This window comes from Fibrella forsythiae (assembly GCF_017353175.1).
GTDB classification, from domain to species: Bacteria; Bacteroidota; Bacteroidia; order Cytophagales; family Spirosomataceae; genus Fibrella; species Fibrella forsythiae.
Genome location: NZ_JAFMYW010000003.1, coordinates 495,604 through 519,002 on the forward strand (window position 1 = coordinate 495,604; position 23,399 = coordinate 519,002).

Here is a 23,399-nt window from a genome sequence, read left to right on the forward strand (position 1 = left end):
GCAATGCTCCCGGCCTTTTTTTGTATTTTATTTTTTACCCTCAGAACGACAACGGTCGCTGCAATAAATGACGTTATCCCAGTCGCGTTCCCATTTTTTGCGCCAGACAAACGGGCGATTGCAAACGGGGCAGATCTTACTGGGAAGTTCTGATTTCTTACGCATTTTCATACGTACCTAACCCTGACCAGCCAGCGTTAGTTTAAGCGTAAAGCACCCTCACACACTATACAAGAAGAACGGGGGCTGCTACTTTTACAACATGAACAATGAATCAGCAATTGCCCGGATCGGTATTATCAATGTGTCTGATCGGGCCAGCGCGGGCGTGTATGAAGATATTCCCGGAAAAGCAGTAGTAGCCCTGCTGACTGAATGGCTTACTTCACCCTGGGAGCCGGTGTATCGGGTCATCCCCGATGAGCAGGATCAGCTTGAAGCAACCATGATTGAGATGGCAGACAGAGAAGGCTGCTGCCTGGTGGTAACTACTGGTGGTACGGGGCCGGCCCTGCGCGATGTAACGCCCGAAGCGACCGAAGCTGTTTGCCAGAAAATGATGCCGGGATTTGGCGAACTGATGCGCCAGGAAAGCCTGAAATACGTACCTACGGCCATTCTGTCGAGGCAGACGGCGGGCATACGGAACCAGACCCTGATCTTAAATTTGCCAGGTAAACCCAAAGCAATCGGCCAGTGCCTGAGTGCTGTTTTTCCGGCTATACCATATTGCGTTGACCTCATTGGCGGATCATTCCTGACCACCAATGAGGCAACGATGCCGGTCTTCAGACCGAAAGGATAAAGCGTAAAAACTCGTTGAGCTTTAGCGACGACGCACCGAATCGATGCGCGAAGCACCAGCCCGCCGAAGCGAATCAGGCCGGGGTTTCCGATCACGCCGCCGGCCAATTGTATCGACCGGAGACGAAGTCGTACGACTTTTGGGCTGTGCCGGACGCGTGGTCGGAACAGGTTGTTGTTGTACGGCTAAGTCGCTGGATGGCGAAAAAGTTAATCCTAAAAACAGAAGTAACGTATTCATTAATGTAATTGGTAACAACTAGTAAAGGAACTATTTAACATCGGTTATATGATAAATGATTCCTTTACCAGTAACCTACTCTTAATAAGTAGTTGAATTTGGGCGAGTTGTTGTGCTGCCACTACCAGTTGTGCCTGGTGTGGTGCTACGCGTACGACTGTTTGGTGTCGTACTCCGTGTGCCCCGATTCGTATCCATCTGATCCATAGTTGTACGGTCAGTTGAGCGCGTCCGGTTTGAGTTCTGCGTCTGTCCGTTCCGCATTGTCCGGTCAGACTGCGTTGAATACGTGCCGTTTGTGGTAGTGCTCTGTGTTGTACCACTCTGCATAGTACCGTTCCGCATCTGTCCGCTCTGGGTTGTACCCTGTGGATAAGCCGTTGGGTTCTGGCCCTGCGGGTACGTTGTCCCGTTGGTAGACGAAGCGCCTGGCTGCGTCTGATACGTACCTGTGGTGGTCGGGTTCGTTGAGTTATTGTACGTCCCGTTTGTTGTTGGCGTACCCGTTGTGCCTGGCGTACCAGTCTGTGGCATTCCTGCCGGTGTCGACGGTACGGTAGATGGTACAGTCGTAGGCGTTGTTTGCGCGTTTGCGTTGAGGGTTAAGCCAGCTATGAGCAGCGCACCCAGGATCGTTATCTTCTTCATGACGTTAAGTTGGTTATCTCTATCGATTTAATCGATTGATGCATACATAACGCGCTGGTTTCCTAAGTTGTTAGGAATCACTGAGGGAAATGTCGAAAAAATGTAAAAATTAATATGTAGCCATGTGTGAGGCTCCCCAATGCAGCATAGTTACTTCAGTGCATCGAAAAGAATCTCGGCCGGATGGTAGGCTGATCGGCCAGTTCCATCCTTGATCTGATGACGACAGGACGTACCCGGCGCGGCTACTATTACCCCGGCTTTGGCGGCACGTACGGCTGGGAAAAGCACTAGTTCACCGATCTGCATCGATAGATCGTAATGTTCGTTTTCATACCCAAACGAGCCAGCCATGCCGCAACACCCCGACGGAATGAGGTCAACCGTGTAGTTGGCGGGTAATGATAAGGCATCGACCGATCGGCTGATGAGCGAAAGGGCTTTCTGATGGCAGTGCCCATGAAGCTTCACCGTGCGGGCCTCCGTTGTAAACTGGCTGGATGAAATACGCCCGGCATCGGCTTCATTGGCTATCCATTCTTCCAGCAGGTACGTATGTTCGGCAATCCGGCGAGCGTCGGCCTTCAATTCGTCTGGAACCAGGTCTGGATATTCATCACGGAACGTCAGAATGGCCGAAGGCTCCAGACCAACCAGCGGCTTATCGGCTGAAATGCGATTACGTAGCGCCAGTACATTACGAACGGCCAATTCCTTCGCTTCGCGGACAAACCCTTTCGACAGGTACGTTCGGCCGCTTTCTTCCGTCTTCGGCACTAGCACAGAATAGCCCAGCGCCTGCATTAATTTCACCGCTTTCTCACCAACAGATCCATCGTTGAACCGGGTGAATTCATCAATAAACAAGTTTACTGTCTTCAGTTTACTGTCTTCTGTTGCGCTGCTACACGGAGGAGCAACAGAAGACAGTAAACTGAAGACAGTAAACTTCTCTAGATGCGGCATGGTCCGGTCGGGGTGGAAACCAACGAGCCGGTTGGCCATGCGGCGGAGCGCGGGCGTGTTGTAGATGCCGTTATAGGCCCAGGGTACGTAGCTCGCAAGTTTCATTAACCGAGTGAAATTGCCAACAAGTCTGGCCCGGATCGGAATGCCTTTTTCATCGTGAACCTGTTGCGTAAACTCGGCTTTCATCCGGGTCATATCTACGCTGCTGGGGCATTCTGCCTTGCAGGCCTTACACGACAGGCAGAGGTCGAGCACATCGTTTACTTCGGCTTCATTTACGCCATTACCCGTGTAAAAGTGCCGGAGCATATTGGCGCGGGCGCGGGTGGTGTCGTGTTCGCGGCGGGTAGCCATGTAGCTGGGGCACATGGTCCCGCCCGAAAAATGGGTTTTCCGGCAGTCGCCGGAACCCGAACACTTTTCAGTAGCTTCGAGCAGGCCACCGGCTGCGCTGAAATCAAAAATGGTTTTAGGTTGCGGAATAACGATGTCGGCCTGGTAGCGCAGGTGTTCGTTCATCGGCGGGCTGTCGACTACCTTGCCGGGGTTGAACAGGTTCTGCGGATCCCAGAGTGCCTTTACGTCTTTGCAAAGCTGATAATTTTCGGGACCGAGCATATAGGCGATGAACTCGCCCCGAAGCCGACCATCGCCATGTTCGCCAGAGAGGGAGCCTCCATATTTTTTTACCAGTTGAGCCGTATCGCGCAGCAACGCCCGGAAGGTTTCGCGGCCGGGCGTGGTCTTCAGATTAATCAGTGGTAACACGTGTAGCTCGCCGGCCCCGGCATGAGCTGAATATTCAAGATCAAGGCCGTGGTTTTCTTTGGCCATAACCGTTAACTCATCGATGTAATCAGGCAAATCAGCGGGCGCAACGGCGCAGTCTTCGATCACGTTGGCGGGTTTTTCGTCGCCAGGTACGTTGTACATGATACTTAGCCCGGCCTTGCGCAATGCCCACGGTTTTTTGGTGTCATCGCCAACCAGTACCGGGTAGGCATAACCAAGCTGTTTCGCCCGCAAGGCATTCACAAATTGCCCCGTTCGGTCTGTCACTTCCTGCTCGGTCTGACCAAAAAACTCGACCATCAATACGGCCTTGGGATCACCTTCCACAAACGCCCGGTTTTTTGCCTGCTCAATATTGGTTTTGGTCAGTTGCAGAATATAGTCGTCTACTAACTCTGAGGCATGGCACTGATGCTCAAGCGCCACCAGATTTGCCTCCAGCGATTGCCGTAACGTTTCGAAATGAGCACAAACCAGCCCCACGTGGGCAGGAGGAAGCGGCAGTAGGTTCAGTTTCGCCTCGGTAATGAAGCAAAGTGTTCCTTCAGACCCGGCAATAAGGTGAGCGATGTTTACCCCACCCCCAGCCCCTTCCCTGAAAACAGGGGAGGGGAGTAATACTCCGCTTTCAAGCGAAGCTACTGTAGTGCGGCTCCCCGCCCCTGTTTTCAGGGAAGGGGCCGGGGTAAATCCTGCCACCAGCGCATCCAGGGCGTAGCCGGTGTTACGTCGGCTAACGGCGGGATTTGGGTAGCCGGCACGAATCTGCTGGCAGATAACCGGATTGGTGAGCCAGGCATGGAACGTCTGATAGATTTGCTGTTCGAGCGGGCTAACGACGTTTTCGCCCCGGCATTTTGCCTCGAATTCTGCCTGAGTCAACTGCCCGAATGTCACTTCAGCACCATCTGATAGCACGGCCCGCACCTCGAGCAGATGATCTCGAGTAGTGCCCCAGACGATGGAATGAAGACCACACGAATTATTGCCGATCATGCCGCCAATCATGGCCCGGCTGGCCGTTGACGTTTCGGGGCCAAACATCAGACCATATGGTTTCAGAACCACATTCAGGTCGTCGCGGATAACGCCCGGCTGTACACGTACCCAGCGTTCGGCGGCGTTAATTTCCAATACCTTATCGAAGTAGGTACCAATGTCGGCCACGATGCCGTTACCTACTACCTGCCCGGCCAGCGACGTACCTGCGGCGCGGGGAATAAGCCCGAGCGGCGCCGTAAGCTGGCTGTTGGCTTTAGTGAACCGTACAAGCCGCTTTATGTCTTCAACCGTGCGCGGAATAGCCACCGCCACAGGCATTTCCTGATAAACAGAGGCGTCGGTGGCGTACAGCGTCAGCTGCGCCTGATGCTCGGGCGACTGGTTGAAATACAATTCACCCTCAAACGAATGCTTAAGGCTGCTAAATGGCAGGGTGGGCGTCGTGGTAATCATACGTTAAAGATACGACCATACGGTAAATGCAGGCCGAAGCCCGTTGCCCGCTTTTTGCCAATCAGGCGCGTAATGGCACTCGCGGGCGTTATAATCGTTTGTAGGTAAAGGTCATAGACTTGGCCTTGCCTGGGTTTGGCATCGTGGGGAAATCGGCGAAGTTCATTACCCAGGTCATGGTGCTACCCGTCAGTGAAAGGCTATACGTAACATCAGGGCTCAGCTTTGCGTTGGGCGATATGATCTTGATGCTGCTGCCGGTCACTGTGTAACGGGCATCGGCAAACAGGGCTGCCTGAGCCGACATTTCCTGCATACAACCCGGGGGGACTACGGTTTTCTGAACACCCGCCGCCGTGAAATTGTACGTGATCTTGCTGGTGCAGGGAGTGCCCTGCTCCAGCATTGGCTGAACGTCCATGGTCTTACCATTCTTGTAGGTAATCAGTGCGCTCGTTCGTTTCCAGGTTCCGACAACAGACTGGGCCATGGTGGGAAAACTGATGGCTAAACCAAGAATGATCAACAGGGCATTCATATGTGTACGTCGTGTGGCTTGGTGAGATAAAAACGACGATGTGAAGAAAGGCGAATTGACAGTATTGCCCAACTGCCCTGACTAACGGGTTAGTAAAAGGTCGCTGGCGCTTACGATGAATGATCGCTGACGATGACCCAACGGCCTTTTTTCTTTTCCCACAGCAACGTGAAATGTCCACCGGCATCACCAACCTTAGGGCGGGTCAGGTGCCATTTGCCAATCACATATGCCACATTTTTGCCCGGAAACTCAACCTTCAATATGGTAAACGCCAACGTACCCATACTTTCCCGGTCGGGGTAGCGTTTTTTATAATTGGCCAGTGTAGCGTCATACCCATACGTAATGCCGGCTTTTCCCACAAACGTCAGCGAGTCAGATGGCCAGTATCCGTTCATGAATGACTCCACCCGGCCGGCGTTCCAATCGTCGGTTTGGCGCTTCAACGTACCCAGAATGGCCTGCCTGTCGGTTGCCGTCTGGGCGAACGTACCCGTTGTGCTGCCTAGCACCAGTACAGATAGAAGGATAAGAAAACGGAAGTGTCTCATTTTTGGCGAACTTTGCTGAATGAACTGGCTACGAAATTTTTATCGGGAATATAAGCCCTATATCTTCTCCGACGGGTGGTATTATGTGTTTATACTCGTATTCATTGCCCTAATGTTCCTCTTTTTCGCCTGATTAATGCCCAACATCGATCTGCTCGTTATTATCAATCCCTTATCAGGTACGTTACCACTTGCTCAGAGAGAGGGGTTACGAGCATTCATTGCTGCCGAAGCCAACCGGCAGGCCTACCATGCCGAGATTGTCACGACCACCCGTGCGGGGCAGGCCACAGAACTGGCTACTCAGGCGGTGCAGCGCGGCATTCGCCGGGTGCTGGTTATGGGGGGCGATGGCACCATCAATGAAACTGCCCGGGCACTTCGTCAAACCGCCACTGCGCTGGGTATTGTGCCAATGGGTTCTGGAAATGGCCTGGCGCGGCACCTCGGCCTGCCCATGAATCCGCAGAAAGCGGCAGAGCGTGCCTTGGCCGGCAAACCCGTTCTGATCGATAGCGGTGAGCTGAACGACCATCCATTTTTCTGTACGGCAGGGCTGGGGTTTGAAGCTTATGTGGCTCATGAATTTGCTAAACAGCCCACCCGAGGGTTACAGACATACATCAAAACGGCCTACAGGTCGTTCTGGAGTTACAAACCCGCTGAGTATCTGGTTGATGGGAAAGAAACCGGTCCGCTGTTTTCGCTGACTGCCGCCAATGCAGCCCAGTTTGGTAATAACGCCTGGATTGCGCCTAATGCCAATATTGCCGACGGGAAATTAGACTTGTGTCAACTGAAGCCATTTCCGGCGCACATGGCGAGCGTCATTGGCTGGCAATTGTTCCGAAAATCGCTGAATCGTTCGGCCTACTGGTCAGGGCAGCGAATGCAGAACGCCACCATTCAGAGCAACGCACCGCTGCTGGCCCATGCCGATGGCGAACCACTAACGCTTGCTGGAGACACGTGTACCGTTCGCGTGTTGCCCGGTAGTTTATTAGTATTGATGTAATTGAGTGACATCTACTGTATGCTTTTGGCCCAATCTAACAGGGCGGGGTAGAGGGCGGCAATAGGTTGGTCTGGTTTACGGACAGCATATAACTCAGTCAACTTCTGAGTGAATTCCCGAAACCGAATATAATTCCGTCGATCTACCATCAGTTTTTCACGCCGGTCTATAACATAAGCTGCTGTTTGCGGATCGTACTGATCGCTAACGTATAAACAGAATAAGGCGTGGGTCATGTATTCGTTGAATACACTTTGTGGCGTACCATAACTCTCTGTATCGCCGCCCGATTTTGTCCAGACGGCTCGCTTAGAAAAAATAGAGTCAACCCGACTTCTGAAACGCGATGTAGTAGGATTGACGTAATTATGATCAATCTCCGTAAATACAATTCCTGAAGCTACCCCTTGCCGTTGTTGATCGGTTAATCCTGCCTGATTCAGATAATCGGACGGGCCATTGACAAACATGATTGCTTCTTTGTACCATTTGCCATCTAAGAACCGACCATATTGCTGCGTACTGTGCGAACCACCAATCAGTGGCGAGAAGACAACCCGATAACAGCTAAAACGTTGTGGAAAGCGTGCTTCCAGCCAAGTCCACATTGTACGAACAGGCATCAGCTTTTTTTGCTGATTCATTAATTGCTGATAGTAAGGCTGATGGCTTTTATAAAAAGCACGGTAACCCGATTGTTTGGCGAAATCCTCGATTTTGAGCGCAAGCTGCCTAAACAAGCTATTGAACGTGACGTTGTCATTGCCCATAACATAATAATGAGGGCCTGTCCAAATGAGTTTGTTACCCTCGAAGTGGTAGGCATAGCTGTTTTCGCGGAAATCGTAATAGTTGCTATAATTACCAGCAATCTGATTAATTAAAGCAAAAACGGGATGGTTGATAAAAGGCTTGAAATGAGCGACAACCTGCTCATAATAAGGACCTGATTTAGGTAAGGTCGTATTCTTTTCTCCATGCGCTGATAATACCCAGAGAATATTGGCTAGCTCATACACTTCCGGAATTTCAAACTCTTCCTTATCGGTATGTTGTCGTACGTATTCGTCGGTGAACTGACCGGGCACACCGTTGAACCGGAGCCGGTACGTGGCCTTACCAGCAGGTGTAATCAATGGTATATAGATTCGCTGGCCATATGGGAGATTTGTGTAATTGATTCGCACACTATCCTGTCCAGTCGATACTATTGCATAGGCCCCTGGATAGCCATCGTTGCCTAAGTCTACAGTGTCGCCAACTACTGCTGTGAGTGAATAAGGTGCTGACGAGTTAGAGGCACGCACTGAAAATTGTTGACTTTTTAATTGTAATGCCTTGGGATATGTTTGCGTTTTAATGCCATCCTGTGCCTCCGCATATCTTGGAAGTAAGCCGACCAGTATAAAAAAGAGAGTAATAAGACACTGCATAGACAAGAGGTTGAGGTTTTTATAAGTAGATAAACGCGTCGACAACGTATAAATTATGAGCAAGAAAAACTACACGGGCATCGTCTATTCAACGAATCCCGACCACGAATACCAAAGCGATGACGCCCCTGCTGCCGACACGCTGCCGCCACAGCAGCAGCAGTTGAAAGTATGGCTCGACCGCCGCAGCGGCGGTAAAGTGGTTACGGCCGTGCGGGGGTTTATTGGTACAGACGCCGATCTGGCCGATCTGGGGAAACAGCTTAAAAATAGCTGTGGGACGGGTGGCACTGTTAAAGACGGCGAAATTCAGATACAGGGCGACCACCGCGACAAAATCCTGACGTACCTGACGGGCAAAAAATACGGCGCCAAAAAAGCGGGAGGGTAAGGAAAGTAGGAATTAAGAATGGCTTCGTTAAGGGATGCTCCATAGCGGAGCAATGCTTAATTCTTAATGCGTACGTCGGCTTCGAGCACAGAATTGGCTTTGCCGGTGAAGGTGCCACTTACGGGGGCTGTCAGTTCAGCGCGGGCCGACGAAGCCAGAAAAACGTGGTTATTGACGACTACGCTATTCTCCGTTGGGTCGAAGCCACGCCAGCCTGCGCCAGGCAGATACACTTCAGCCCAGGCATGGAGTTGATGCTCCTGTTGGGCTGACCCGAAGAGGTAACCGCTTACGAACCGGGCTGCTAGGCCAAGGCTTCGGCAGGCAGCCATAAAAAGCGTGGTGTAGTCGCGGCATGAACCGCGCTGCTCCAGAAGTGTCTGTTCGGGTGGGTAAGGTGCACCCTCTTCGCGGGTAGCATACGTAAACTGCCGGATGGCGTTGTTCAGCGCAATCAGGAACGGGACCGTTTGCCAGCCAACGCCAGCGGCTAATTGCCGTGCCCACGTTTCGATGGCCGGCGTTACGCCTTCGCGGGTCAGGTACGTTTCAAGTAACGGACGTACCTGGGCGGGGTATTTCAGGGGAACCCGTTGTGCTTCAAACGGGAAGAGGACAAAATCGAGCGAATTGAACGGTTCTGAATCAACTTCAATTTCGGCCGTAATATGCAGGTGGTTGGTTGGCCCGCTGAAGTACACCAACTGCTGAACGTTCCCCTCTACATCTACATTCCGCACCACTTTAGATGGCACAGGGTCGATCGTTAGCTCGTAGTGTTGCAGCCGCTGATACGGGTATGTGCGCGGATACAGATAGAGCATATGCGGCTGAAGAACGACCGGCTGGTCGTACTGGTATCGCAGTTGATGCCTGACAGTAAGGCGCATAGAGTATAGAGTTGGCAGTGAGCACTGGCAGTCGTTACTAACTACAGCAGTGGTGGCTAATTGATACGGTCTGGCTATTGCCCATCACCGCTGCTTACTGCTACTTTTTCAAAAATGGGATCCATCCAGTAGGTAGGCAGGCGACGCACCGAATTGTTGAGCAATGCGCTCCACTGATGCGAAATTTCGTCCATGTCGTCTTTCTCCAGCCGGTGTTCGGTCATGTGGAAACTGTCTTTCGTATATACCACCACATCCAGCGGGTAGTCAACATCATTGGCGCTGACACGGGTGGCATCGAAAGCCAGAAAGCCGATCTTTAAGGCTTCCTGAAGGGTGGCCTCGTAATTTAAGTTTCTGAATAACAAAGGTTTGCCGTATCCGGAATTGCCAATGATCTTGAAGAGTGAGCCCGAGTCAACTTCTACCCAGTTACCTTCCGGATATAACAGAAACAGCTTGTGCTCCTCGTCGTCCTGGAGTTGGCCACCCACAATGGCATTCAGGTTGAAGTTCATCCCCGCCGCCTGAATCGACTCCTTATCTTCGGCGGCAACTCGTTTGACCTGCTCGCCAAAAGCGTTGACGGCCTTGTATAACTTATTGAATGTCTGATCCTGTTCGGCAAGCACTTCGCGGAAATACGTGATGGCCTTGTCGCGTACCGACCGCAGGCCCGAGGTCATAATGAACAGCGAATGATTCTTGACCTCGTGGACGGTGATCTTTCGGTTGGTGGAAACTTCAGTACCCGACGTTAGGCGTGTGTCGGCAATAGCTACCAGACCTGATTTTACTTTAATTCCTAAGCAATACGTCATTAGAGCCGCGAGGGAGATGTGTAATGGGCAAATATAAACCGTTTTCCCATTGAGCCTTTCCAACAGGACGGGTTTATCTGCCTGTGAAGGGTATAACTAAGCCGCTAGAATAAGTTCTAATATAGTTATTCTGGTGTATCGGGGGTGGCTGCTGAGCGAGATCGGAGGGCGAACAGATCGAAGCGGCGATGCCCCAGTTCTTTCTCCATATCGCTGAGTTCAATTTGCAGGGCATTGATCGAAATGGATATTTCCAGAACAGAAATAACCAACGCGGATATTTGAAGAACCAGCGCCAGACCGAACAGATAGCTGGCAATTAGCGGCTTTCCCCAGTAGATGAGCGCCATGCAGACGGCACTGACCAACAGGCTCAACACAGCCATAATCTGGATGTTACGAATCAGCCTAAGACGCCGGTGCAGGTTTTTGATCTGATCAACGTAAACCGTTTCGGGGTTCGTGCGGAATTTGTCGTGCAGGTCGCGAATCAGACTGGCAATGGCCAGAAACCGATTGGTGAAGGCAATCATCAGAAGGGAAACAGTTGAAAAAAGTAATGCTGGTGTGCTGATCGTGAGTTCCATAATAAAGCTGTCGATGGGCAATAGCCACTGACTACCTGTCGAAACGTCGTAACTTGCGGCCTTTGTTCAACATGCGTACAACTATATGTCTGAGAAACGTAGCCCAGCGTTAATTTTCATTTTCATCACGGTTCTCATCGACTGCATCGGCATCGGGTTGATTGTGCCGGTAGTTCCCAAACTGCTTGAAGAGCTAACGGGCGAAGGCCTGAGCGTGGCCTCTCAATATGGTGGCTGGCTCACGTTTGCCTATGCTGCCATGCAGTTCGTCTGTGCGCCTATTCTGGGTGGCCTCAGCGATCAGTATGGCCGTCGGCCTGTCTTGCTGGTTTCTCTGTTTGGTCTTGGCCTCGACTTCCTGGTGTCGGCCTATTCGCCCACGATTGGCTGGCTGTTTTTCGCTCGTATTGCGGCTGGTATCTGTGGTGCCAGTTTCACCACGGCCAGCGCCTACATTGCCGATATCAGTACTCCCGAAAAACGGGCGCAGAACTTTGGGCTGATTGGCGCGGCTTTCGGGCTGGGCTTTATTATTGGCCCAACGCTTGGTGCCCTGTTTAGCAGCTACGGAATCAGGGCACCGTTCTACGCCGCGTCGGTTCTGTCGCTTCTGAACTGGTTGTATGGTTATTTCGTCTTGCCCGAATCATTATCACTCGAAAACCGGCGCGCCTTTAGCTGGAAGCGGGCTAATCCGGTGGGTTCATTTCGCGCTCTTCGTCGGTACCGCTCGTTGCTAGGTATGATTATCGCGTTGGCTTTCCTGTACATTGCCGGGCAGGTAATGCAATCAGTATGGGGTTACTTTACCATGCTACGCTTTGGCTGGGATATCAAGATGGTCGGCATTTCGCTGGGCCTTATCGGGTTGGCCGTGGCCATTGTGCAGGGTGGTTTGATCCGTCTCATTATTCCGAAGATTGGCCAGAAACGGTCGGTTTTTCTGGGCATGATCGTCTACGTATTCAGTTTTCTGGGATTTGCTTTCGCCAACGAAAGCTGGATGGCCTTTGCCCTGATTGTTCCCTATTCGTTTGCCGGCATTACCGGACCAGCCATTCAGGGTATCATTTCCGGGCAGGTGCCACCAAACGAGCAGGGCGAACTGCAGGGTGCGCTGACCAGCCTGATGAGTCTGACGGCCATTGTGAGCCCGGTGTTGATGACTAACCTGTTTGCGTATTTCACCAAACCCGGCGCACCCATCTATTTCCCGGGTGCACCCTACATGGCCGGCGGCGTATGCACGCTCATCGCCATTGGCTTTACCATCAGTGCCCTGAAAGACTACGTCCAGCCACGATATAAGGTGGAGGAAGTGGTGAATGAGTAGCTGGGTAATTGGTTGGCTGGTTCATTGAATAATGCCTATAAATAGCTGACAGACGTTAGGTAGGCTGATCAATCAGCCAGCCAACCAATCAACCAATTACACACTCAACCAGTCATCCGATCAACCTACTCGTACAGTTCCGGCCTGAGCTTCATGCTGAGGAGTACAATCCAGTCGACCAGGCCGGGGAAGAACCGGCTAAGTGTAGCGTTTAATTTGCCCATGCCCGTAAGAACCGTGTTGGCACGGCGGCGGCGAATATGGCGGGTAATGGCCTGAGCTACCTGTTGTTGTGTCATCTGCCAGCGGGGTGGTCGGTGCGCCAGCGGAACCGGTTCGCCGTGGGCCGCGAATACCCGTTTTTCTGGGTCGTTGGCCGTAAAGCCGAGGTGAATGACCCCCACGTGCATGCCCGTTTTATGCCACTCGAGCCGGAGCGTGTGGGCCAGATTACTTACGGCCGCTTTCCCCGCGCAGTAGGCCGATCCGCTGGGAATCCCATTCAACGCCGAGATGGAGGAGACAAACGTCACGCAGCCCTTCGTGGCTCGCAGATAAGGAAGCGCGGCTTTGAGTGGATACACGGTTCCGTAAATATTGCTGTCACAAACAGCCCGGAACACATCGACATCAAGGTCGTTGAAATAGGCCCGCATGGATATACTGGCGTTAGCCACCAGTATATCGAGTTTTCCGAAAGCCAAAATCGTCTCATCGATCAGTCGTTGGCATTCGTCGACCTTCGTTACATCAGCCACACAGGCTTCGGCAACGTACCCGGCTTCTGTGAACGTACCCAGTGTTTCGGCGAGGCGATCGGGTCGCAGGCCATTCAACATCACGCAGGCCCCCTGACGCGCCAGTTCGCGGGCCGTTTCCCGACCAATTCCTGATTCTGAACCTGTAATTAAGGCCACTTTGCCGCCAAACGGACCAGTTGGCAACGGCCAGGTACGTTCCCTGATCGGCCCGTTTGCTTGGTTGCCAGGCAGAGTGCCTGTTGAAGAAGGTTTGTCAATATACGTATCCATGCGCGGTGAACCAGTCATACGCTTCCTGTAGCGCTTCCCGAATCGGTGTCTGCGGTAAGTTGAGTTCGTTGATCGCCTTTTGCGACGAGAAATAGTGTCCGTCGTTGGCAATCAGTGCCATTGGCAACGTTACTTGTGCGTGTTTGCCCGTGAGTGTGGCCAGCCAGTCGTTGAACTGCCCGTAAAGCCGTGTCAGACCTGGCGACAGCGAAAGCCGTGGTGGCTGTACCCCGGCAACCTGTGCCATTAAGGTGAACGCTTGGCGATACGTAAGGTTTTCGTTTCCCAGAATATACGACTCACCTATACTCCCCATCGTTAGCGCGTTGACCGTACCAATGGCGGCGTCGCGTACGTGAATGAAATTCTTTCCACCCATCGTATATCCCGGTAGCTGACGTCGGGCCACGGCAAGCAACATAGCCCCCGACGTAGGTTTACTATCAAGCGGACCAACCAGAAACGACGGATGAACCATAATGGCAGGTACGTTATCTCTATGAACAGCCAGTTTTACCGACTCAGTAGCTGCTACCTTACTGTCCATATAATCGACGCCGTAGCGTTGCCCGGAGTATGGCTGCTGCTCATCTCCCGGCTGTTCTCTGGTACCAAAGCCAAATACATTGGCCGTGCCAACATAGACAAGCCTGCGTATCCCATGCTGTTTTACAGCCTGTAGCACATGCTCGGTGCCGGTTTTGTTCACTTCCCACACGGCGACATTCCGTGCCGGATTGACCTGCGCCAACGCCGCCGCGTGAATCACGCCCGCACAGCCGTCTGCTGCCCGGAGCAGATCGTTTTGCCGACAAATGTCTCCCTCGATGAAGTCAATGGGTAATCCAGCTAGGGTAGACCGGCTGCTACCCCGCCGCACCAGCGCCCTGACAACGTACCTGCGTGCCAGCAGTTCACGGGCAATGTGGCTTCCCAGGAACCCGTTGGCACCCGTTAAAAGAATCGTGTTGCTCAATAAGCTGACTATTAAACGTTTTGGTAAGTACGGGAAATGAGGGGAATTGGATTAAATCAGTCATAGGTCAGTAGTCGATAGTTGCGCTGCTCATGCTCATCTCAACCAGGTGGTCAAGCAGCGCGACTATCGACTTACGATTAATCCTGACTTAGATCGTATTGCCGCGCAGGAAATCGCTGACCAGCATTCGGCGTTTGCCTTCTGCCTGAAGTTCATTGACCATCAACCATTCGTCGGCGGCACGTACGAGCAGCTTTGTTTTATGATCGGTATAGGCTTGCCCCGGCTCCGCATCGAAGGGACTTTCGTTAGCTACCGACACCGAATAAATCTTGTAGAACTTTCCATTTAGCATGGTCCAGGCCGCTGGGTAGGGCGATAGACCCCGCACAAAGTTTCGGACATTTACTGCCGGCTGATTCCAGTTAATTTCCGTGGTTTCGCGGTGGAGCTTTGGCGCGGGTTTAAGGTCGTCGGCATTGGGCTGGGGCGTTCGTGGGTACGTTCCGGCTGCAATAGCCTGTACTGTTCGGAACACCAGATCGGCCCCGTGTATCATCAGGCGGTCGTGCAACGTACCTGCGGTATCATCGGCATGAATTGGCTCAGTTTCCTGAAAAATCATTTGCCCCGTATCGATCTCTTTTTCGATGAAAAAAGTGGTAGCTCCCGTTTCTGTTTCACCGTTGATGATGGCCCAGTTGATAGGCGCTGCCCCCCGGTATTGAGGGAGCTTCGACGCATGCAGGTTGAACGTACCTATGCGGGGCATGGCCCAGACAACCTCAGGCAACATTCTGAATGCCACCACAACCTGCAGGTCAGCATTATAATTGGCCAACTCAGCCAGAAAAGCCGGGTCGCGCAGTTTTTCGGGTTGCAACACGGGTAACCCGGCCTCAATAGCTGCTTTTTTTACGGGTGAAGGTACCAACTGTAGACCGCGCCCCGACGGCCTGTCTGGGGCGGTGATCACGGCTACCACCTGGCAGCCGCCATTGATAAGGCGTTGAAGGGTGGCCACCGCAAAATCGGGGGTGCCCATAAACACAATGCGTAATTCGTTGCTCATAGTATTCGTTTCTAGGTACGTTGAGACCTGGTTGTCACAGACCCGTTTTCGTGTTTTGTAGAAACCGACAGGGGTGTGTTGACAAAGGCCGGTTCGAAGTCGTACATTTGTCTAAACGCCATCTCAACCCGATGCGACAACAACGCGCACACATCATTAAAGGTTGGTTCTTCTGACAGGCTGCAAAACAAACAAACTTGTTGCAGAACGGTCGGTGGGCCGTTCTTTTTTTTGTCCATGACGCTCGTCTGCGACTCCGGTCTATGATGACTGTCTACAACGAATGTTACCAATAGTTGCCTCTGACGGTAGTTCAGTAGTCGGAGATGATTGTCTATGTAAAAGACACCAGCATATTATGTCTAAGATTAATTATTACACCGAAGAGGGCTTAAACCGCCTCAAAGCCGAACTGAACGATCTGAAAACCAAAGGTCGTACAGCAATTGCCCATCAGATTGCCGAAGCACGTGACAAAGGTGACCTCAGCGAAAATGCCGAGTACGATGCGGCGAAAGATGCGCAGGGGTTACATGAACTGAAGATTTCGAAACTTGAAGAGGTGGTTGCCAACGCACGTCTGCTCGACGAGTCATCCATCGATACGTCGATTGTGTCAGTGCTGTCGCATGTGAAGATCAAAAACAAGAAAACGGGTGCTGAGGTCACCTATACGCTGGTGTCGGAAGAAGAAGCCGATCTGAAGCAATTCCGTATTTCGGTTGGCTCGCCCATCGGCAAAGGCCTGCTCGGTAAAAAAGTAGGCGAAACCGCCGAAATAACCGTCCCCGCTGGCAAAATCGAATTCGAAGTACTGGAAATTAGTCGGTAGTCATAAGTCAATAGTTGGCTGACGTTCGAGTAAACTTGCGTCAGCCAACTATTGACTTACGACTCCCTTTCATATACCACAAAATCGAATGCGGCTTCGTGGCGCTCGTCGGCGGGGTGAGGGTGTCGGCTGATTTCGTGCCATACCGTTTTGTCGAACTCTGGGAACGACGCGTTGCCTTTGTAGGCACGATGAACTTCGGTCAAATAAATGCGATCGGCTATCGGTAGGGCCAGCGCATAAATTTCGGCTCCGCCAATAACGAACAACTCCGGTTGTTCATGAGAAGCTTCGGCCTGACGGGCAGCTTCTAAGGCGGCTTCCAGCGTATTCACCACCAGTACACCATCTACCCAGAAATCAGGGTTACGGGTAATCACGATGTTTGTCCGTTTGGGTAACGGCTTACCCAATGCATCCAGCGACTTACGCCCCATGATAATGGCGTGACCGCTGGTTTTTTGTTTGAAGTAGGCAAAGTCGTCGGGAAGATGCCAGGGAAGATCAGGGCGACCATCGGGACGATCATGGCCGATGATCCGGTTCTGCGCCATTGCGGCAATAAGGCTAATTGTCATAAGGTATTACTATCGTCTGGGTAAAAGTACGGCCTGCCGGTTATATGTAGCTTAATAGCCTTGCTGCGCCATACGACAACCCAGGTACGTATGGTTCAGATAAGGCCATTCGCCGAACAGGTAAATGACTGAAAAATGGTGCATTGAATCTTTGTTAAACCGTCCAATTCCCTCTTGTAATTATATACATTTGTGTTCCTTTAGAACGTTTTTATACTGTATTCTAACTTCTTTCTCCTATGAACAGACGCGACGCCCTGTTGCGGGTGGCTACAATGGTTGGTGCGACAATGACGTTGCCCGCTCTTGGCTCATCCGCGTTGGCCGAAACGCTTGAGGCTTCGGCGGCTCAACGACTAGCAACGGGCAAGCCCGTTCTTTTCACGGCCGACCAGGATGCTCTCGTGGCCGATCTGGCCGATGTAATTATTCCTACAACCAGTACGCCAGGTGCTAAAGCCGCCAAGGTAAATGAGATCATAGATGTTGTTCTGAAAGACTGCTACAAGCCTGCCGATCAGAAAGTGTTTATCGATGGCCTGACCATGACGCAGAAAATGAGTCAGGATAGCTACGGCAAAGCGTTTTCGCAACTCGACAACAATCAGAAGATTGAGTTGGTGAAAAAACTGGAAGCCGACGCCAAACAGCAGAAATCGGCTGCAGCCCGTGCAGTAGCTGGCCAGCAGGACGTGCAGATTGCGGCCGAAAAGCGTAACGTAACGCCATTCTTCGCCATGCTGAAAGATCTGACGCTGATGGGCTATTTCACGTCTGAAATTGGTGCTACGCAGGCACTTGAGTATGTGGCTATTCCGGGCCGGTACGATGGGTGTGTTCCTTTGAAACCAGGTCAGAAAGCCTGGGCAATTTAAAACCAGTTTACTGTTTACAGTTTTCTGTTTACTGTTGCTTCGCCTAGTCAGGGCACAGTATAAAGCAGCGCAACTGAAAACAGTAAACAGAAGACTGTAAACTGATTTCTCTATGAATCTCAATATCGACGCTCAGAAAGACATGACCTACGATGCAATCGTGGTTGGGTCGGGTATATCAGGTGGCTGGGCCGCAAAAGAACTGACTCAGAAAGGATTAAAAGTTCTGATGCTGGAGCGCGGCCGCGACATTAAACACGTTGAGGGCTACACAACAGCTACCAACAATCCCTGGGATTTTCCGCACCGGGGGCGAATTACTACGCAGGCGGCCGAAGAATACTGGGCCAACATGCGCACCGGTTACACGGCCAATGAAGAGTGGCGTCATCATTTCGAAAATGACTCCCTGAACCCATACATCGAAAAACGTCCGATGGACTGGATTCGGGGGTATCATGTGGGGGGGCGTTCGCTGATGTGGGGTCGTCAGAGCTACCGTCATAACGAAGAAGACTTCATGGCCAACCTCAAAGAAGGCGTTGGTGTTGACTGGCCTATCCGGTATAAAGACCTGGCACCCTGGTACACATACGTAGAAGGGTTTGCCGGTATCAGTGGTTCGAAGGATGGCCTCAGCGTATTGCCAGATGGCAATTACCTGCCTGCCATGCAGATGAACTGCGTGGAGAAGGAAGTGAAAGCCCGTGTAGAGAAAGCATTTGGCAAGCGGCACATTACAATGGGTCGTACGGCTCACCTGACCGACCCGAAAGCGGTTCACACTAACCTGGGCCGCGCTGCCTGTCAGTATCGGAACCAATGTATGCGTGGTTGCCCATTCGGTGCGTATTTCAGTACACAGTCGTCTACACTGCCCGCTGCAATGGCCACCGGCCGACTGACGCTACGTCCTGATTCGATCGTTTCGGAGGTATTGTACGATGAGAAGAAGGGCCGGGCTACAGGCGTTCGTATCATTGATCAGAACACACTGGCCGTTCGTGAATATTACGCCAAGATCATCTTTGTGAATGCATCGGCGTTTGGCAGTACATCCATCCTGATGAATTCGAAGTCGAGCCGGTTCCCCAACGGAATGGGTAATGATTCAGATCAGCTAGGTCGTAATATCATGGATCACCACCTCGGCGTAGGCGCCTCCGGCGACTTTGACGGGCTGGAAGATCAATATTACTATGGTCGCCGGGCAAATGGCGTTTATATACCCCGTTACCGTAACTGGGATGGCGATAAACGCGACTACCTGCGTGGCTTCGGCTATCAGGGTGGTGCCAGCCGGTCCGGTTGGAACCGGGGCGTTGGTGTCGAGGGCTTTGGTGCTGACTTTAAGGAAGATCTGACCAAGCCTGGCCCCTGGAATTTTGGCATTGGGGGCTTCGGTGAAGTGCTGCCCGACCCGAATAACCGCATGACCTTGTCGCCGGATAAGAAAGACCGGTGGGGACTACCACAGATCGTTTTCGACGCTGCATATGGAGAAAACGAGAAGAAGATGCGCAAAGACATGATGAACGATGCCGTTGAGATGTTGGAAGCTGCGGGTCTGAAAAATGTACGCGGTTACAACGACGAATCGAAACACCTTGGCATTGGTATTCACGAGATGGGAACAGCACGCATGGGCCGTGATCCGAAAACGTCGGTCCTGAACGCGAATAACCAGATTCACGCGGTGAAAAATGTATTCGTTACTGACGGTGCTGCAATGACCTCTGCGTCATGTGTGAACCCATCGCTGACGTATATGGCACTTACAGCCCGTGCCGCTGATTTTGCCGTAAAAGAGCTCAAGAAGCAGAATCTGTAGACAAACCGCCCCATGTGGTTCATCGCCCAAGCCATTACTTATGGCTTGGGCGATGTTTTTTATATGACAATAGACTTATTATCAAACGGTTATAAAAAATAAATAGTAAACCTATAGACTTGTTTTGTCGACGTTGAATTAAATTAATTAATTTAATAGGCGAATTCATAGTTAGCATCTTGTTTTTGTATTATGCCAAGATTAACTTTGAATGAACAAATTTTTACCCCCGTAATAAAAGTTGGCATAGGTTTTGAATTGAACTTGGTATTCACTTCTAAAAAGTGACCAACCCATATACCTGTTAAAGAGATGAGAACGATTCGGTTGTACATGATTTTGCAATGGGTACTGTTTCTGCCCATCCTGTTGCCGCTTTGCATGGTGTTCGGTGCCCTTCGTGGAGCCGTTCTCATGGCTGAACGAGTAATCGATCAGATGAGTATCGACATTAGTTACAAATCAACAGATACGTCGGTGCAGCCGGAAGCCTGATTGATTTACTTTTAGATCTATAAAGAAAAGGCCCTGATACTGCGCAGTATCAGGGCCTTTTCTTTATAGGCTTCACCTTAAAAGATGAAGTCCAGGTTTTTGTCTTTGAATTCTTCGTTATCCAATTCCAGAAATTCTTCCCAGAAAGGATCGACCGGCAGACCGGCACGAAGAATTAAGGGCTCTTTTTTAACGGGATGTATAAAATACAACCGGCGGGCATGAAGGTAGATTTTCTTACCTGGCACTTCGCGGTCATACCCATACTTGGCGTCGCCGCGGATTGGACAACCCATAGCGGCCAGCTGGGCCCTTATCTGGTGTGGACGGCCTGTCAGGGGTTCCACCTCAAGGAGGTAATGCTCGTTGATTTTCCCCAAAAGCCGATACGATAATTCGGCCCGTTGCGAGCCGGGAACCTCGTAGTCGTAGGCAGTTACCTGATTTTTGGCTTCATCTTTAATCAGATAATGTACCAGCTTACCTTTCTTCTCAGCAGGGTGATGCCGAACAACCGCCCAGTATGTTTTCTGGATCTGACGCTTGCGGAATAGCTCGGTCATCCGCTCAACCGCTTTTGAGGTACGTCCGAAAACGACCAGGCCGCTGACGGGCCGGTCGAGGCGATGAACAGGATTCAGGAATACATCGCCGGGCTTTTTATATTCTTCCTTAATATACTCTTTGAGGAGTTCAGTAAGCGAAGGGTCGCCGGTACGATCAGTCTGTACGAGTACACCCGGCTCTTTGTTGACGATCAGCAGGTGGTTGTCTTCATAAACCACCGAATAGGGTACGCGCTTTTTCATAAAAATGTCATTAAGCCTTGCCTGTTCCATTGGAGCGGGTAAAGCTTAATACTAACTCAGTATGCTTCCGATTCGTTCGGGAAGTCGTTGGCTTTCACATCATCAACGTAGTGCGTAATGGCTTCCAGCATGGCCGTGTGCAGGTCGGCGTATCGGCGTAGAAAGCGTGGCTTGAACTCTTTGTTGATGCCCAGCATATCGTGGATGACCAGAATCTGGCCGTCAGCGTCTGGCCCGGCACCGATCCCTATGGTTGGGATAACCAGTTGTTCAGAAACCTGTTTTGTCAGCACCGCCGGGATTTTTTCCAGTACGGTGGCAAAACAGCCAATTTCCTGAAGCATCAGGGCGTCGTCGATGAGTTTTTGGGCTTCGGTTTCTTCTTTGGCCCGAACGGCATACGTACCAAATTTATAGATCGACTGTGGTGTAAGTCCCAGATGACCCATAACTGGTACGCCCGCGCTTAAAATGCGGGTTATCGACTCGCGAATTTCACTGCCGCCTTCCATTTTCACGGCATGAGCACCAGACTCCTTCATTATCCGGATGGCCGAACGAAGCGCTTCCGATGAATTACCCTGATAGGAGCCAAACGGAAGATCAACTACCACCAGCGCCCGCTTTACAGCCCGAACGACTGACCCTGCATGGTAGATCATCTGATCGAGCGTGATGGGGAGGGTAGTTTCATGACCAGCCATGACATTAGAGGCTGAATCACCCACCAGGATGACCTCTACACCAGCCGCATCAACCACGCGGGCCATTGAGTAATCATAGGCCGTAAGGGCTGAAATTTTCTCGCCCCGGCTTTTCAATTCCTGAAGGGTGTGCGTTGTAACGCGTTTTATATCGGGATTGTGAACAGACATTTTTTAGTTTACTGTTTTCAGTCCACTGTCTTCAGTTGCTCCGCTTTCTGTTGCACTTCGATCGGGCGAAGCAACAGAAAACGGTAAACAGAAAACGGTAGACTGCCTACCTGGGTGCCAGCCAGGCTTCGGGGTTCATTTTGGCAAATTCTTTCCAAATCTGGAATTGCAGTTCAGCGTTGCCGCTATTGTCTGTACCAACGGTGCCAATCGTTTCGCGGGCTTTCACCCGGTCGCCCATTTTTACCGTTACATTCTTCAGTTTGGCGTAGATCGTATAGTAATCGCCGTGCTGAATGGCTACTACGTTCTGGCTTCCCATAACGTACTCAACGTTCATGACAATGCCATCATAGATAGCGCGCACAGGTTCGCCCGCGTTGGTTTGAATATCGATACCTGGATTAGACACTTTCAGACCCTTTAGGACCGGGTGGGGGTGAACACCGAAACGTTCTGAAACAAAGCCACGCTGAACAGGCCAGGGAAGCCGGGCGCGGGAAGCGGCGAAGGAAGAGCCAAGCGCCAGTTCTTCCCGGTTGAGGTTGCCAGGCGTACGCGTATTGTCAGATTTGGCAACGCCCAGGTCTGGATTGGGAATAATAACAACGGGCGGGGGGGCAGGCTTACCTTCTTCTTTGGCTTTAGCCACCGCTTCGGCACGTTTCCGTTCTGCCTCGCGCCGTTCGGCAGCTAATCGGGCGGCCTCTGCTTTAGCCAGCCGTTCGCGTTCGGCACGTTCGCGGGCAGCGCGTTCGGCACGCTCACGAGCTTCCCGGGCAATGATCGACGTGATCATGTTTTCGAGCCGATTTATATTCTTCCGGCTCTCGGCCAGTTCGGCGCGCAATACGCCTTCTCGCTGGCTCAACTGCTCAACAACCTTGTTCTTATCCTGTTTAAGGTCTTCCAGCTTCTCCGACTCGCGCACTTTGGTTGTAAGCACTACTGTCTGCTGGCGGCGTTTTTGCTCGGTAGCAGTGCGTTTTCCAGTTAGTTCTGTCTGAACGGTTTCCATTTCCCGCTTCTGGGTCTGGCGGGCTTTGGCATATTGCTTCAGGTAACGGAAACGCGCAACGAGCTGGTTGAAGTTTTCCGACGAAAACAGAAAACCAAGTGGATTCAATTGCTGGCGACGCTTGTCAGCAGCGTAAATCATTTGGGCGTATTCGGCGCGAAGCTTGTCGAGGTCGCGGTTCAAAACCTGACTGGCCTTGCGGAGATCAGAAATTTCGACTTCACTAAGCCGTATTTCGTCGGATAACAAATTGATCTGCTTCGATTGAGCGTCAATCTGGGCGCTTAGGGCTTTTAGCTGACTAATGGATACCTGCTTCTCCGACGATGTCTTTTTCAGGACTTCACGCAGTTCATTCAACTGCTCGATGTTCTTCTTTTTTTCGCGCTCTAACGCCTGCCGATCCCGTTTCTGAGCAAACAGTGGGAGGGACGTACACAAGGCGATAAGCAGGAAGAGGAGTAGGCGCATGGGCAAAAATAGTCGTAAGTGATCGAGTTGTTTGTTGTCTAGCCCGCCGCTAAAGCAAAAAT

Annotated in this window: 25 protein-coding genes; 8 read left to right on the forward strand and 17 right to left on the reverse strand. The window is 51.6% G+C overall.

Annotated elements, in window-relative coordinates:
* Nucleotides 1–27: 27 nt before the first annotated feature.
* Nucleotides 28–165, reverse strand: coding sequence for a DUF2256 domain-containing protein (locus J2I46_RS13445; RefSeq protein ID WP_445451886.1), 138 nt, complete (start codon nucleotides 163–165; stop codon nucleotides 28–30).
* Nucleotides 166–280: 115 nt separating this feature from the next.
* On the opposite strand from J2I46_RS13445, the gene mog reads away from it, so the two are divergent.
* Entirely contained in the window at nucleotides 281–805 is a 525-nt protein-coding gene (mog, locus tag J2I46_RS13450) for a molybdopterin adenylyltransferase (RefSeq protein ID WP_207329696.1), read from the forward strand.
* A 21-nt stretch (nucleotides 806–826) separates the two neighbouring features.
* On the opposite strand, the gene J2I46_RS13455 is transcribed toward mog, so the two are convergent.
* The 5 genes from J2I46_RS13455 to J2I46_RS13475 all read right to left on the reverse strand — a co-directional run bounded on the left by J2I46_RS13455 (nucleotide 827) and on the right by J2I46_RS13475 (nucleotide 6,001).
* Complete coding sequence (locus J2I46_RS13455; RefSeq protein ID WP_207329547.1) at nucleotides 827–1,045, reverse strand: hypothetical protein; 219 nt, start codon at nucleotides 1,043–1,045, stop codon at nucleotides 827–829.
* A gap of 81 nt (nucleotides 1,046–1,126) precedes the next feature.
* Nucleotides 1,127–1,693, reverse strand: a complete 567-nt coding sequence (locus tag J2I46_RS13460; protein ID WP_207329548.1) for a hypothetical protein — start codon at nucleotides 1,691–1,693, stop codon at nucleotides 1,127–1,129.
* Between the two features lie 150 nt (nucleotides 1,694–1,843).
* Nucleotides 1,844–4,909 (reverse strand): FAD-binding and (Fe-S)-binding domain-containing protein, encoded by a 3,066-nt coding sequence (locus J2I46_RS13465; RefSeq protein ID WP_207329549.1) that lies wholly within the window; start codon nucleotides 4,907–4,909, stop codon nucleotides 1,844–1,846.
* Between the two features lie 88 nt (nucleotides 4,910–4,997).
* On the reverse strand, nucleotides 4,998–5,447 hold the full coding sequence (locus J2I46_RS13470) for a lipocalin family protein (RefSeq protein WP_207329550.1): 450 nt from the start codon (nucleotides 5,445–5,447) through the stop codon (nucleotides 4,998–5,000).
* A 110-nt stretch (nucleotides 5,448–5,557) separates the two neighbouring features.
* The gene (locus J2I46_RS13475; protein WP_207329551.1) at nucleotides 5,558–6,001 is read right to left on the reverse strand and encodes a YybH family protein; all 444 of its coding nucleotides are present in this window, start codon (nucleotides 5,999–6,001) and stop codon (nucleotides 5,558–5,560) included.
* A 136-nt stretch (nucleotides 6,002–6,137) separates the two neighbouring features.
* Between J2I46_RS13475 and J2I46_RS13480 the strand changes: the two genes are divergently transcribed.
* Nucleotides 6,138–7,016 carry a diacylglycerol/lipid kinase family protein gene (locus J2I46_RS13480; RefSeq protein ID WP_207329552.1) on the forward strand — a complete coding sequence of 293 codons (879 nt, stop codon included), beginning with the start codon at nucleotides 6,138–6,140 and terminating at the stop codon, nucleotides 7,014–7,016.
* Between the two features lie 11 nt (nucleotides 7,017–7,027).
* Here J2I46_RS13480 and J2I46_RS13485 read toward each other — a convergent pair whose 3' ends face one another.
* On the reverse strand, nucleotides 7,028–8,449 hold the full coding sequence (locus tag J2I46_RS13485; protein ID WP_207329553.1) for a DUF4932 domain-containing protein: 1,422 nt from the start codon (nucleotides 8,447–8,449) through the stop codon (nucleotides 7,028–7,030).
* A gap of 55 nt (nucleotides 8,450–8,504) precedes the next feature.
* On the opposite strand from J2I46_RS13485, the gene J2I46_RS13490 reads away from it, so the two are divergent.
* Nucleotides 8,505–8,840 carry a translation initiation factor gene (locus J2I46_RS13490; RefSeq protein WP_207329554.1) on the forward strand — a complete coding sequence of 112 codons (336 nt, stop codon included), beginning with the start codon at nucleotides 8,505–8,507 and terminating at the stop codon, nucleotides 8,838–8,840.
* Nucleotides 8,841–8,896: 56 nt separating this feature from the next.
* Here the strand turns inward: J2I46_RS13490 and J2I46_RS13495 are convergent, their stop codons facing one another.
* The 3 genes from J2I46_RS13495 to J2I46_RS13505 all read right to left on the reverse strand — a co-directional run bounded on the left by J2I46_RS13495 (nucleotide 8,897) and on the right by J2I46_RS13505 (nucleotide 11,138).
* The gene (locus J2I46_RS13495) at nucleotides 8,897–9,730 is read right to left on the reverse strand and encodes a transglutaminase family protein (RefSeq protein ID WP_207329555.1); all 834 of its coding nucleotides are present in this window, start codon (nucleotides 9,728–9,730) and stop codon (nucleotides 8,897–8,899) included.
* A gap of 74 nt (nucleotides 9,731–9,804) precedes the next feature.
* On the reverse strand, nucleotides 9,805–10,551 hold the full coding sequence (locus tag J2I46_RS13500) for a proteasome-type protease (RefSeq protein ID WP_207329556.1): 747 nt from the start codon (nucleotides 10,549–10,551) through the stop codon (nucleotides 9,805–9,807).
* 125 nt (nucleotides 10,552–10,676) lie between these two features.
* The gene (locus tag J2I46_RS13505; protein ID WP_207329557.1) at nucleotides 10,677–11,138 is read right to left on the reverse strand and encodes a DUF2721 domain-containing protein; all 462 of its coding nucleotides are present in this window, start codon (nucleotides 11,136–11,138) and stop codon (nucleotides 10,677–10,679) included.
* A gap of 85 nt (nucleotides 11,139–11,223) precedes the next feature.
* Here J2I46_RS13505 and J2I46_RS13510 point away from each other — a divergent pair, with 85 nt between their 5' ends.
* Complete coding sequence (locus tag J2I46_RS13510) at nucleotides 11,224–12,471, forward strand: TCR/Tet family MFS transporter (RefSeq protein WP_207329558.1); 1,248 nt, start codon at nucleotides 11,224–11,226, stop codon at nucleotides 12,469–12,471.
* Between the two features lie 125 nt (nucleotides 12,472–12,596).
* Here the strand turns inward: J2I46_RS13510 and J2I46_RS13515 are convergent, their stop codons facing one another.
* From J2I46_RS13515 to fmt, 3 genes are all read right to left on the reverse strand, one after another.
* Nucleotides 12,597–13,502: an SDR family oxidoreductase gene (locus tag J2I46_RS13515; protein ID WP_229379741.1), complete on the reverse strand. Its 906-nt coding sequence runs from the start codon at nucleotides 13,500–13,502 to the stop codon at nucleotides 12,597–12,599.
* The gene (locus J2I46_RS13520) at nucleotides 13,486–14,478 is read right to left on the reverse strand and encodes an NAD-dependent epimerase/dehydratase family protein (protein ID WP_207329560.1); all 993 of its coding nucleotides are present in this window, start codon (nucleotides 14,476–14,478) and stop codon (nucleotides 13,486–13,488) included. Before J2I46_RS13520 ends, J2I46_RS13515 begins: the two co-directional genes overlap by 17 nt.
* 151 nt (nucleotides 14,479–14,629) lie before the next feature.
* The gene (fmt, locus tag J2I46_RS13525) at nucleotides 14,630–15,553 is read right to left on the reverse strand and encodes a methionyl-tRNA formyltransferase (protein ID WP_229379742.1); all 924 of its coding nucleotides are present in this window, start codon (nucleotides 15,551–15,553) and stop codon (nucleotides 14,630–14,632) included.
* A gap of 358 nt (nucleotides 15,554–15,911) precedes the next feature.
* Here fmt and greA point away from each other — a divergent pair, with 358 nt between their 5' ends.
* Nucleotides 15,912–16,385 carry a transcription elongation factor GreA gene (gene greA / locus J2I46_RS13530; RefSeq protein ID WP_207329561.1) on the forward strand — a complete coding sequence of 158 codons (474 nt, stop codon included), beginning with the start codon at nucleotides 15,912–15,914 and terminating at the stop codon, nucleotides 16,383–16,385.
* Between the two features lie 56 nt (nucleotides 16,386–16,441).
* Here the strand turns inward: greA and J2I46_RS13535 are convergent, their stop codons facing one another.
* On the reverse strand, nucleotides 16,442–16,963 hold the full coding sequence (locus J2I46_RS13535; RefSeq protein ID WP_207329562.1) for a dihydrofolate reductase: 522 nt from the start codon (nucleotides 16,961–16,963) through the stop codon (nucleotides 16,442–16,444).
* Between the two features lie 239 nt (nucleotides 16,964–17,202).
* Here J2I46_RS13535 and J2I46_RS13540 point away from each other — a divergent pair, with 239 nt between their 5' ends.
* The 3 genes from J2I46_RS13540 (at nucleotide 17,203) to J2I46_RS13550 (ending at nucleotide 20,164) form a co-directional block, all read left to right on the forward strand.
* Complete coding sequence (locus tag J2I46_RS13540) at nucleotides 17,203–17,838, forward strand: gluconate 2-dehydrogenase subunit 3 family protein (protein WP_207329563.1); 636 nt, start codon at nucleotides 17,203–17,205, stop codon at nucleotides 17,836–17,838.
* A 112-nt stretch (nucleotides 17,839–17,950) separates the two neighbouring features.
* Nucleotides 17,951–19,669: an FAD-dependent oxidoreductase gene (locus J2I46_RS13545; RefSeq protein ID WP_207329564.1), complete on the forward strand. Its 1,719-nt coding sequence runs from the start codon at nucleotides 17,951–17,953 to the stop codon at nucleotides 19,667–19,669.
* Nucleotides 19,670–19,981: 312 nt separating this feature from the next.
* A complete protein-coding gene (locus J2I46_RS13550) occupies nucleotides 19,982–20,164 on the forward strand; it encodes a hypothetical protein (protein ID WP_207329702.1) in 183 nt (60 codons plus the stop codon).
* A 77-nt stretch (nucleotides 20,165–20,241) separates the two neighbouring features.
* Here J2I46_RS13550 and J2I46_RS13555 read toward each other — a convergent pair whose 3' ends face one another.
* The 3 genes from J2I46_RS13555 to J2I46_RS13565 form a co-directional block, all read right to left on the reverse strand.
* Complete coding sequence (locus J2I46_RS13555) at nucleotides 20,242–20,973, reverse strand: RluA family pseudouridine synthase (RefSeq protein WP_207329565.1); 732 nt, start codon at nucleotides 20,971–20,973, stop codon at nucleotides 20,242–20,244.
* A gap of 56 nt (nucleotides 20,974–21,029) precedes the next feature.
* Nucleotides 21,030–21,848: a 3-methyl-2-oxobutanoate hydroxymethyltransferase gene (gene panB, locus J2I46_RS13560; protein WP_207329566.1), complete on the reverse strand. Its 819-nt coding sequence runs from the start codon at nucleotides 21,846–21,848 to the stop codon at nucleotides 21,030–21,032.
* 106 nt (nucleotides 21,849–21,954) lie between these two features.
* Nucleotides 21,955–23,337: a murein hydrolase activator EnvC family protein gene (locus tag J2I46_RS13565; protein ID WP_207329567.1), complete on the reverse strand. Its 1,383-nt coding sequence runs from the start codon at nucleotides 23,335–23,337 to the stop codon at nucleotides 21,955–21,957.
* Nucleotides 23,338–23,399: the final 62 nt, after the last annotated feature.

Coding starts and splice junctions, on each gene's coding strand:
- J2I46_RS13445 (WP_445451886.1), bottom strand. CDS start 165: ATGCGTAAGAAATCAGAACTTCCCAGTAAGATCTGCCCCGTTTGCAAT.
- J2I46_RS13455 (WP_207329547.1), bottom strand. CDS start 1,045: ATGAATACGTTACTTCTGTTTTTAGGATTAACTTTTTCGCCATCCAGC.
- J2I46_RS13460 (WP_207329548.1), bottom strand. CDS start 1,693: ATGAAGAAGATAACGATCCTGGGTGCGCTGCTCATAGCTGGCTTAACC.
- J2I46_RS13465 (WP_207329549.1), bottom strand. CDS start 4,909: ATGATTACCACGACGCCCACCCTGCCATTTAGCAGCCTTAAGCATTCG.
- J2I46_RS13470 (WP_207329550.1), bottom strand. CDS start 5,447: ATGAATGCCCTGTTGATCATTCTTGGTTTAGCCATCAGTTTTCCCACC.
- J2I46_RS13475 (WP_207329551.1), bottom strand. CDS start 6,001: ATGAGACACTTCCGTTTTCTTATCCTTCTATCTGTACTGGTGCTAGGC.
- J2I46_RS13480 (WP_207329552.1), top strand. CDS start 6,138: ATGCCCAACATCGATCTGCTCGTTATTATCAATCCCTTATCAGGTACG.
- J2I46_RS13485 (WP_207329553.1), bottom strand. CDS start 8,449: ATGCAGTGTCTTATTACTCTCTTTTTTATACTGGTCGGCTTACTTCCA.
- J2I46_RS13490 (WP_207329554.1), top strand. CDS start 8,505: ATGAGCAAGAAAAACTACACGGGCATCGTCTATTCAACGAATCCCGAC.
- J2I46_RS13495 (WP_207329555.1), bottom strand. CDS start 9,730: ATGCGCCTTACTGTCAGGCATCAACTGCGATACCAGTACGACCAGCCG.
- J2I46_RS13500 (WP_207329556.1), bottom strand. CDS start 10,551: ATGACGTATTGCTTAGGAATTAAAGTAAAATCAGGTCTGGTAGCTATT.
- J2I46_RS13505 (WP_207329557.1), bottom strand. CDS start 11,138: ATGGAACTCACGATCAGCACACCAGCATTACTTTTTTCAACTGTTTCC.
- J2I46_RS13510 (WP_207329558.1), top strand. CDS start 11,224: ATGTCTGAGAAACGTAGCCCAGCGTTAATTTTCATTTTCATCACGGTT.
- J2I46_RS13515 (WP_229379741.1), bottom strand. CDS start 13,502: ATGGATACGTATATTGACAAACCTTCTTCAACAGGCACTCTGCCTGGC.
- fmt (WP_229379742.1), bottom strand. CDS start 15,553: ATGAGCAACGAATTACGCATTGTGTTTATGGGCACCCCCGATTTTGCG.
- greA (WP_207329561.1), top strand. CDS start 15,912: ATGTCTAAGATTAATTATTACACCGAAGAGGGCTTAAACCGCCTCAAA.
- J2I46_RS13535 (WP_207329562.1), bottom strand. CDS start 16,963: ATGACAATTAGCCTTATTGCCGCAATGGCGCAGAACCGGATCATCGGC.
- J2I46_RS13540 (WP_207329563.1), top strand. CDS start 17,203: ATGAACAGACGCGACGCCCTGTTGCGGGTGGCTACAATGGTTGGTGCG.
- J2I46_RS13545 (WP_207329564.1), top strand. CDS start 17,951: ATGAATCTCAATATCGACGCTCAGAAAGACATGACCTACGATGCAATC.
- J2I46_RS13550 (WP_207329702.1), top strand. CDS start 19,982: ATGAGAACGATTCGGTTGTACATGATTTTGCAATGGGTACTGTTTCTG.
- J2I46_RS13555 (WP_207329565.1), bottom strand. CDS start 20,973: ATGAAAAAGCGCGTACCCTATTCGGTGGTTTATGAAGACAACCACCTG.
- panB (WP_207329566.1), bottom strand. CDS start 21,848: ATGTCTGTTCACAATCCCGATATAAAACGCGTTACAACGCACACCCTT.
- J2I46_RS13565 (WP_207329567.1), bottom strand. CDS start 23,337: ATGCGCCTACTCCTCTTCCTGCTTATCGCCTTGTGTACGTCCCTCCCA.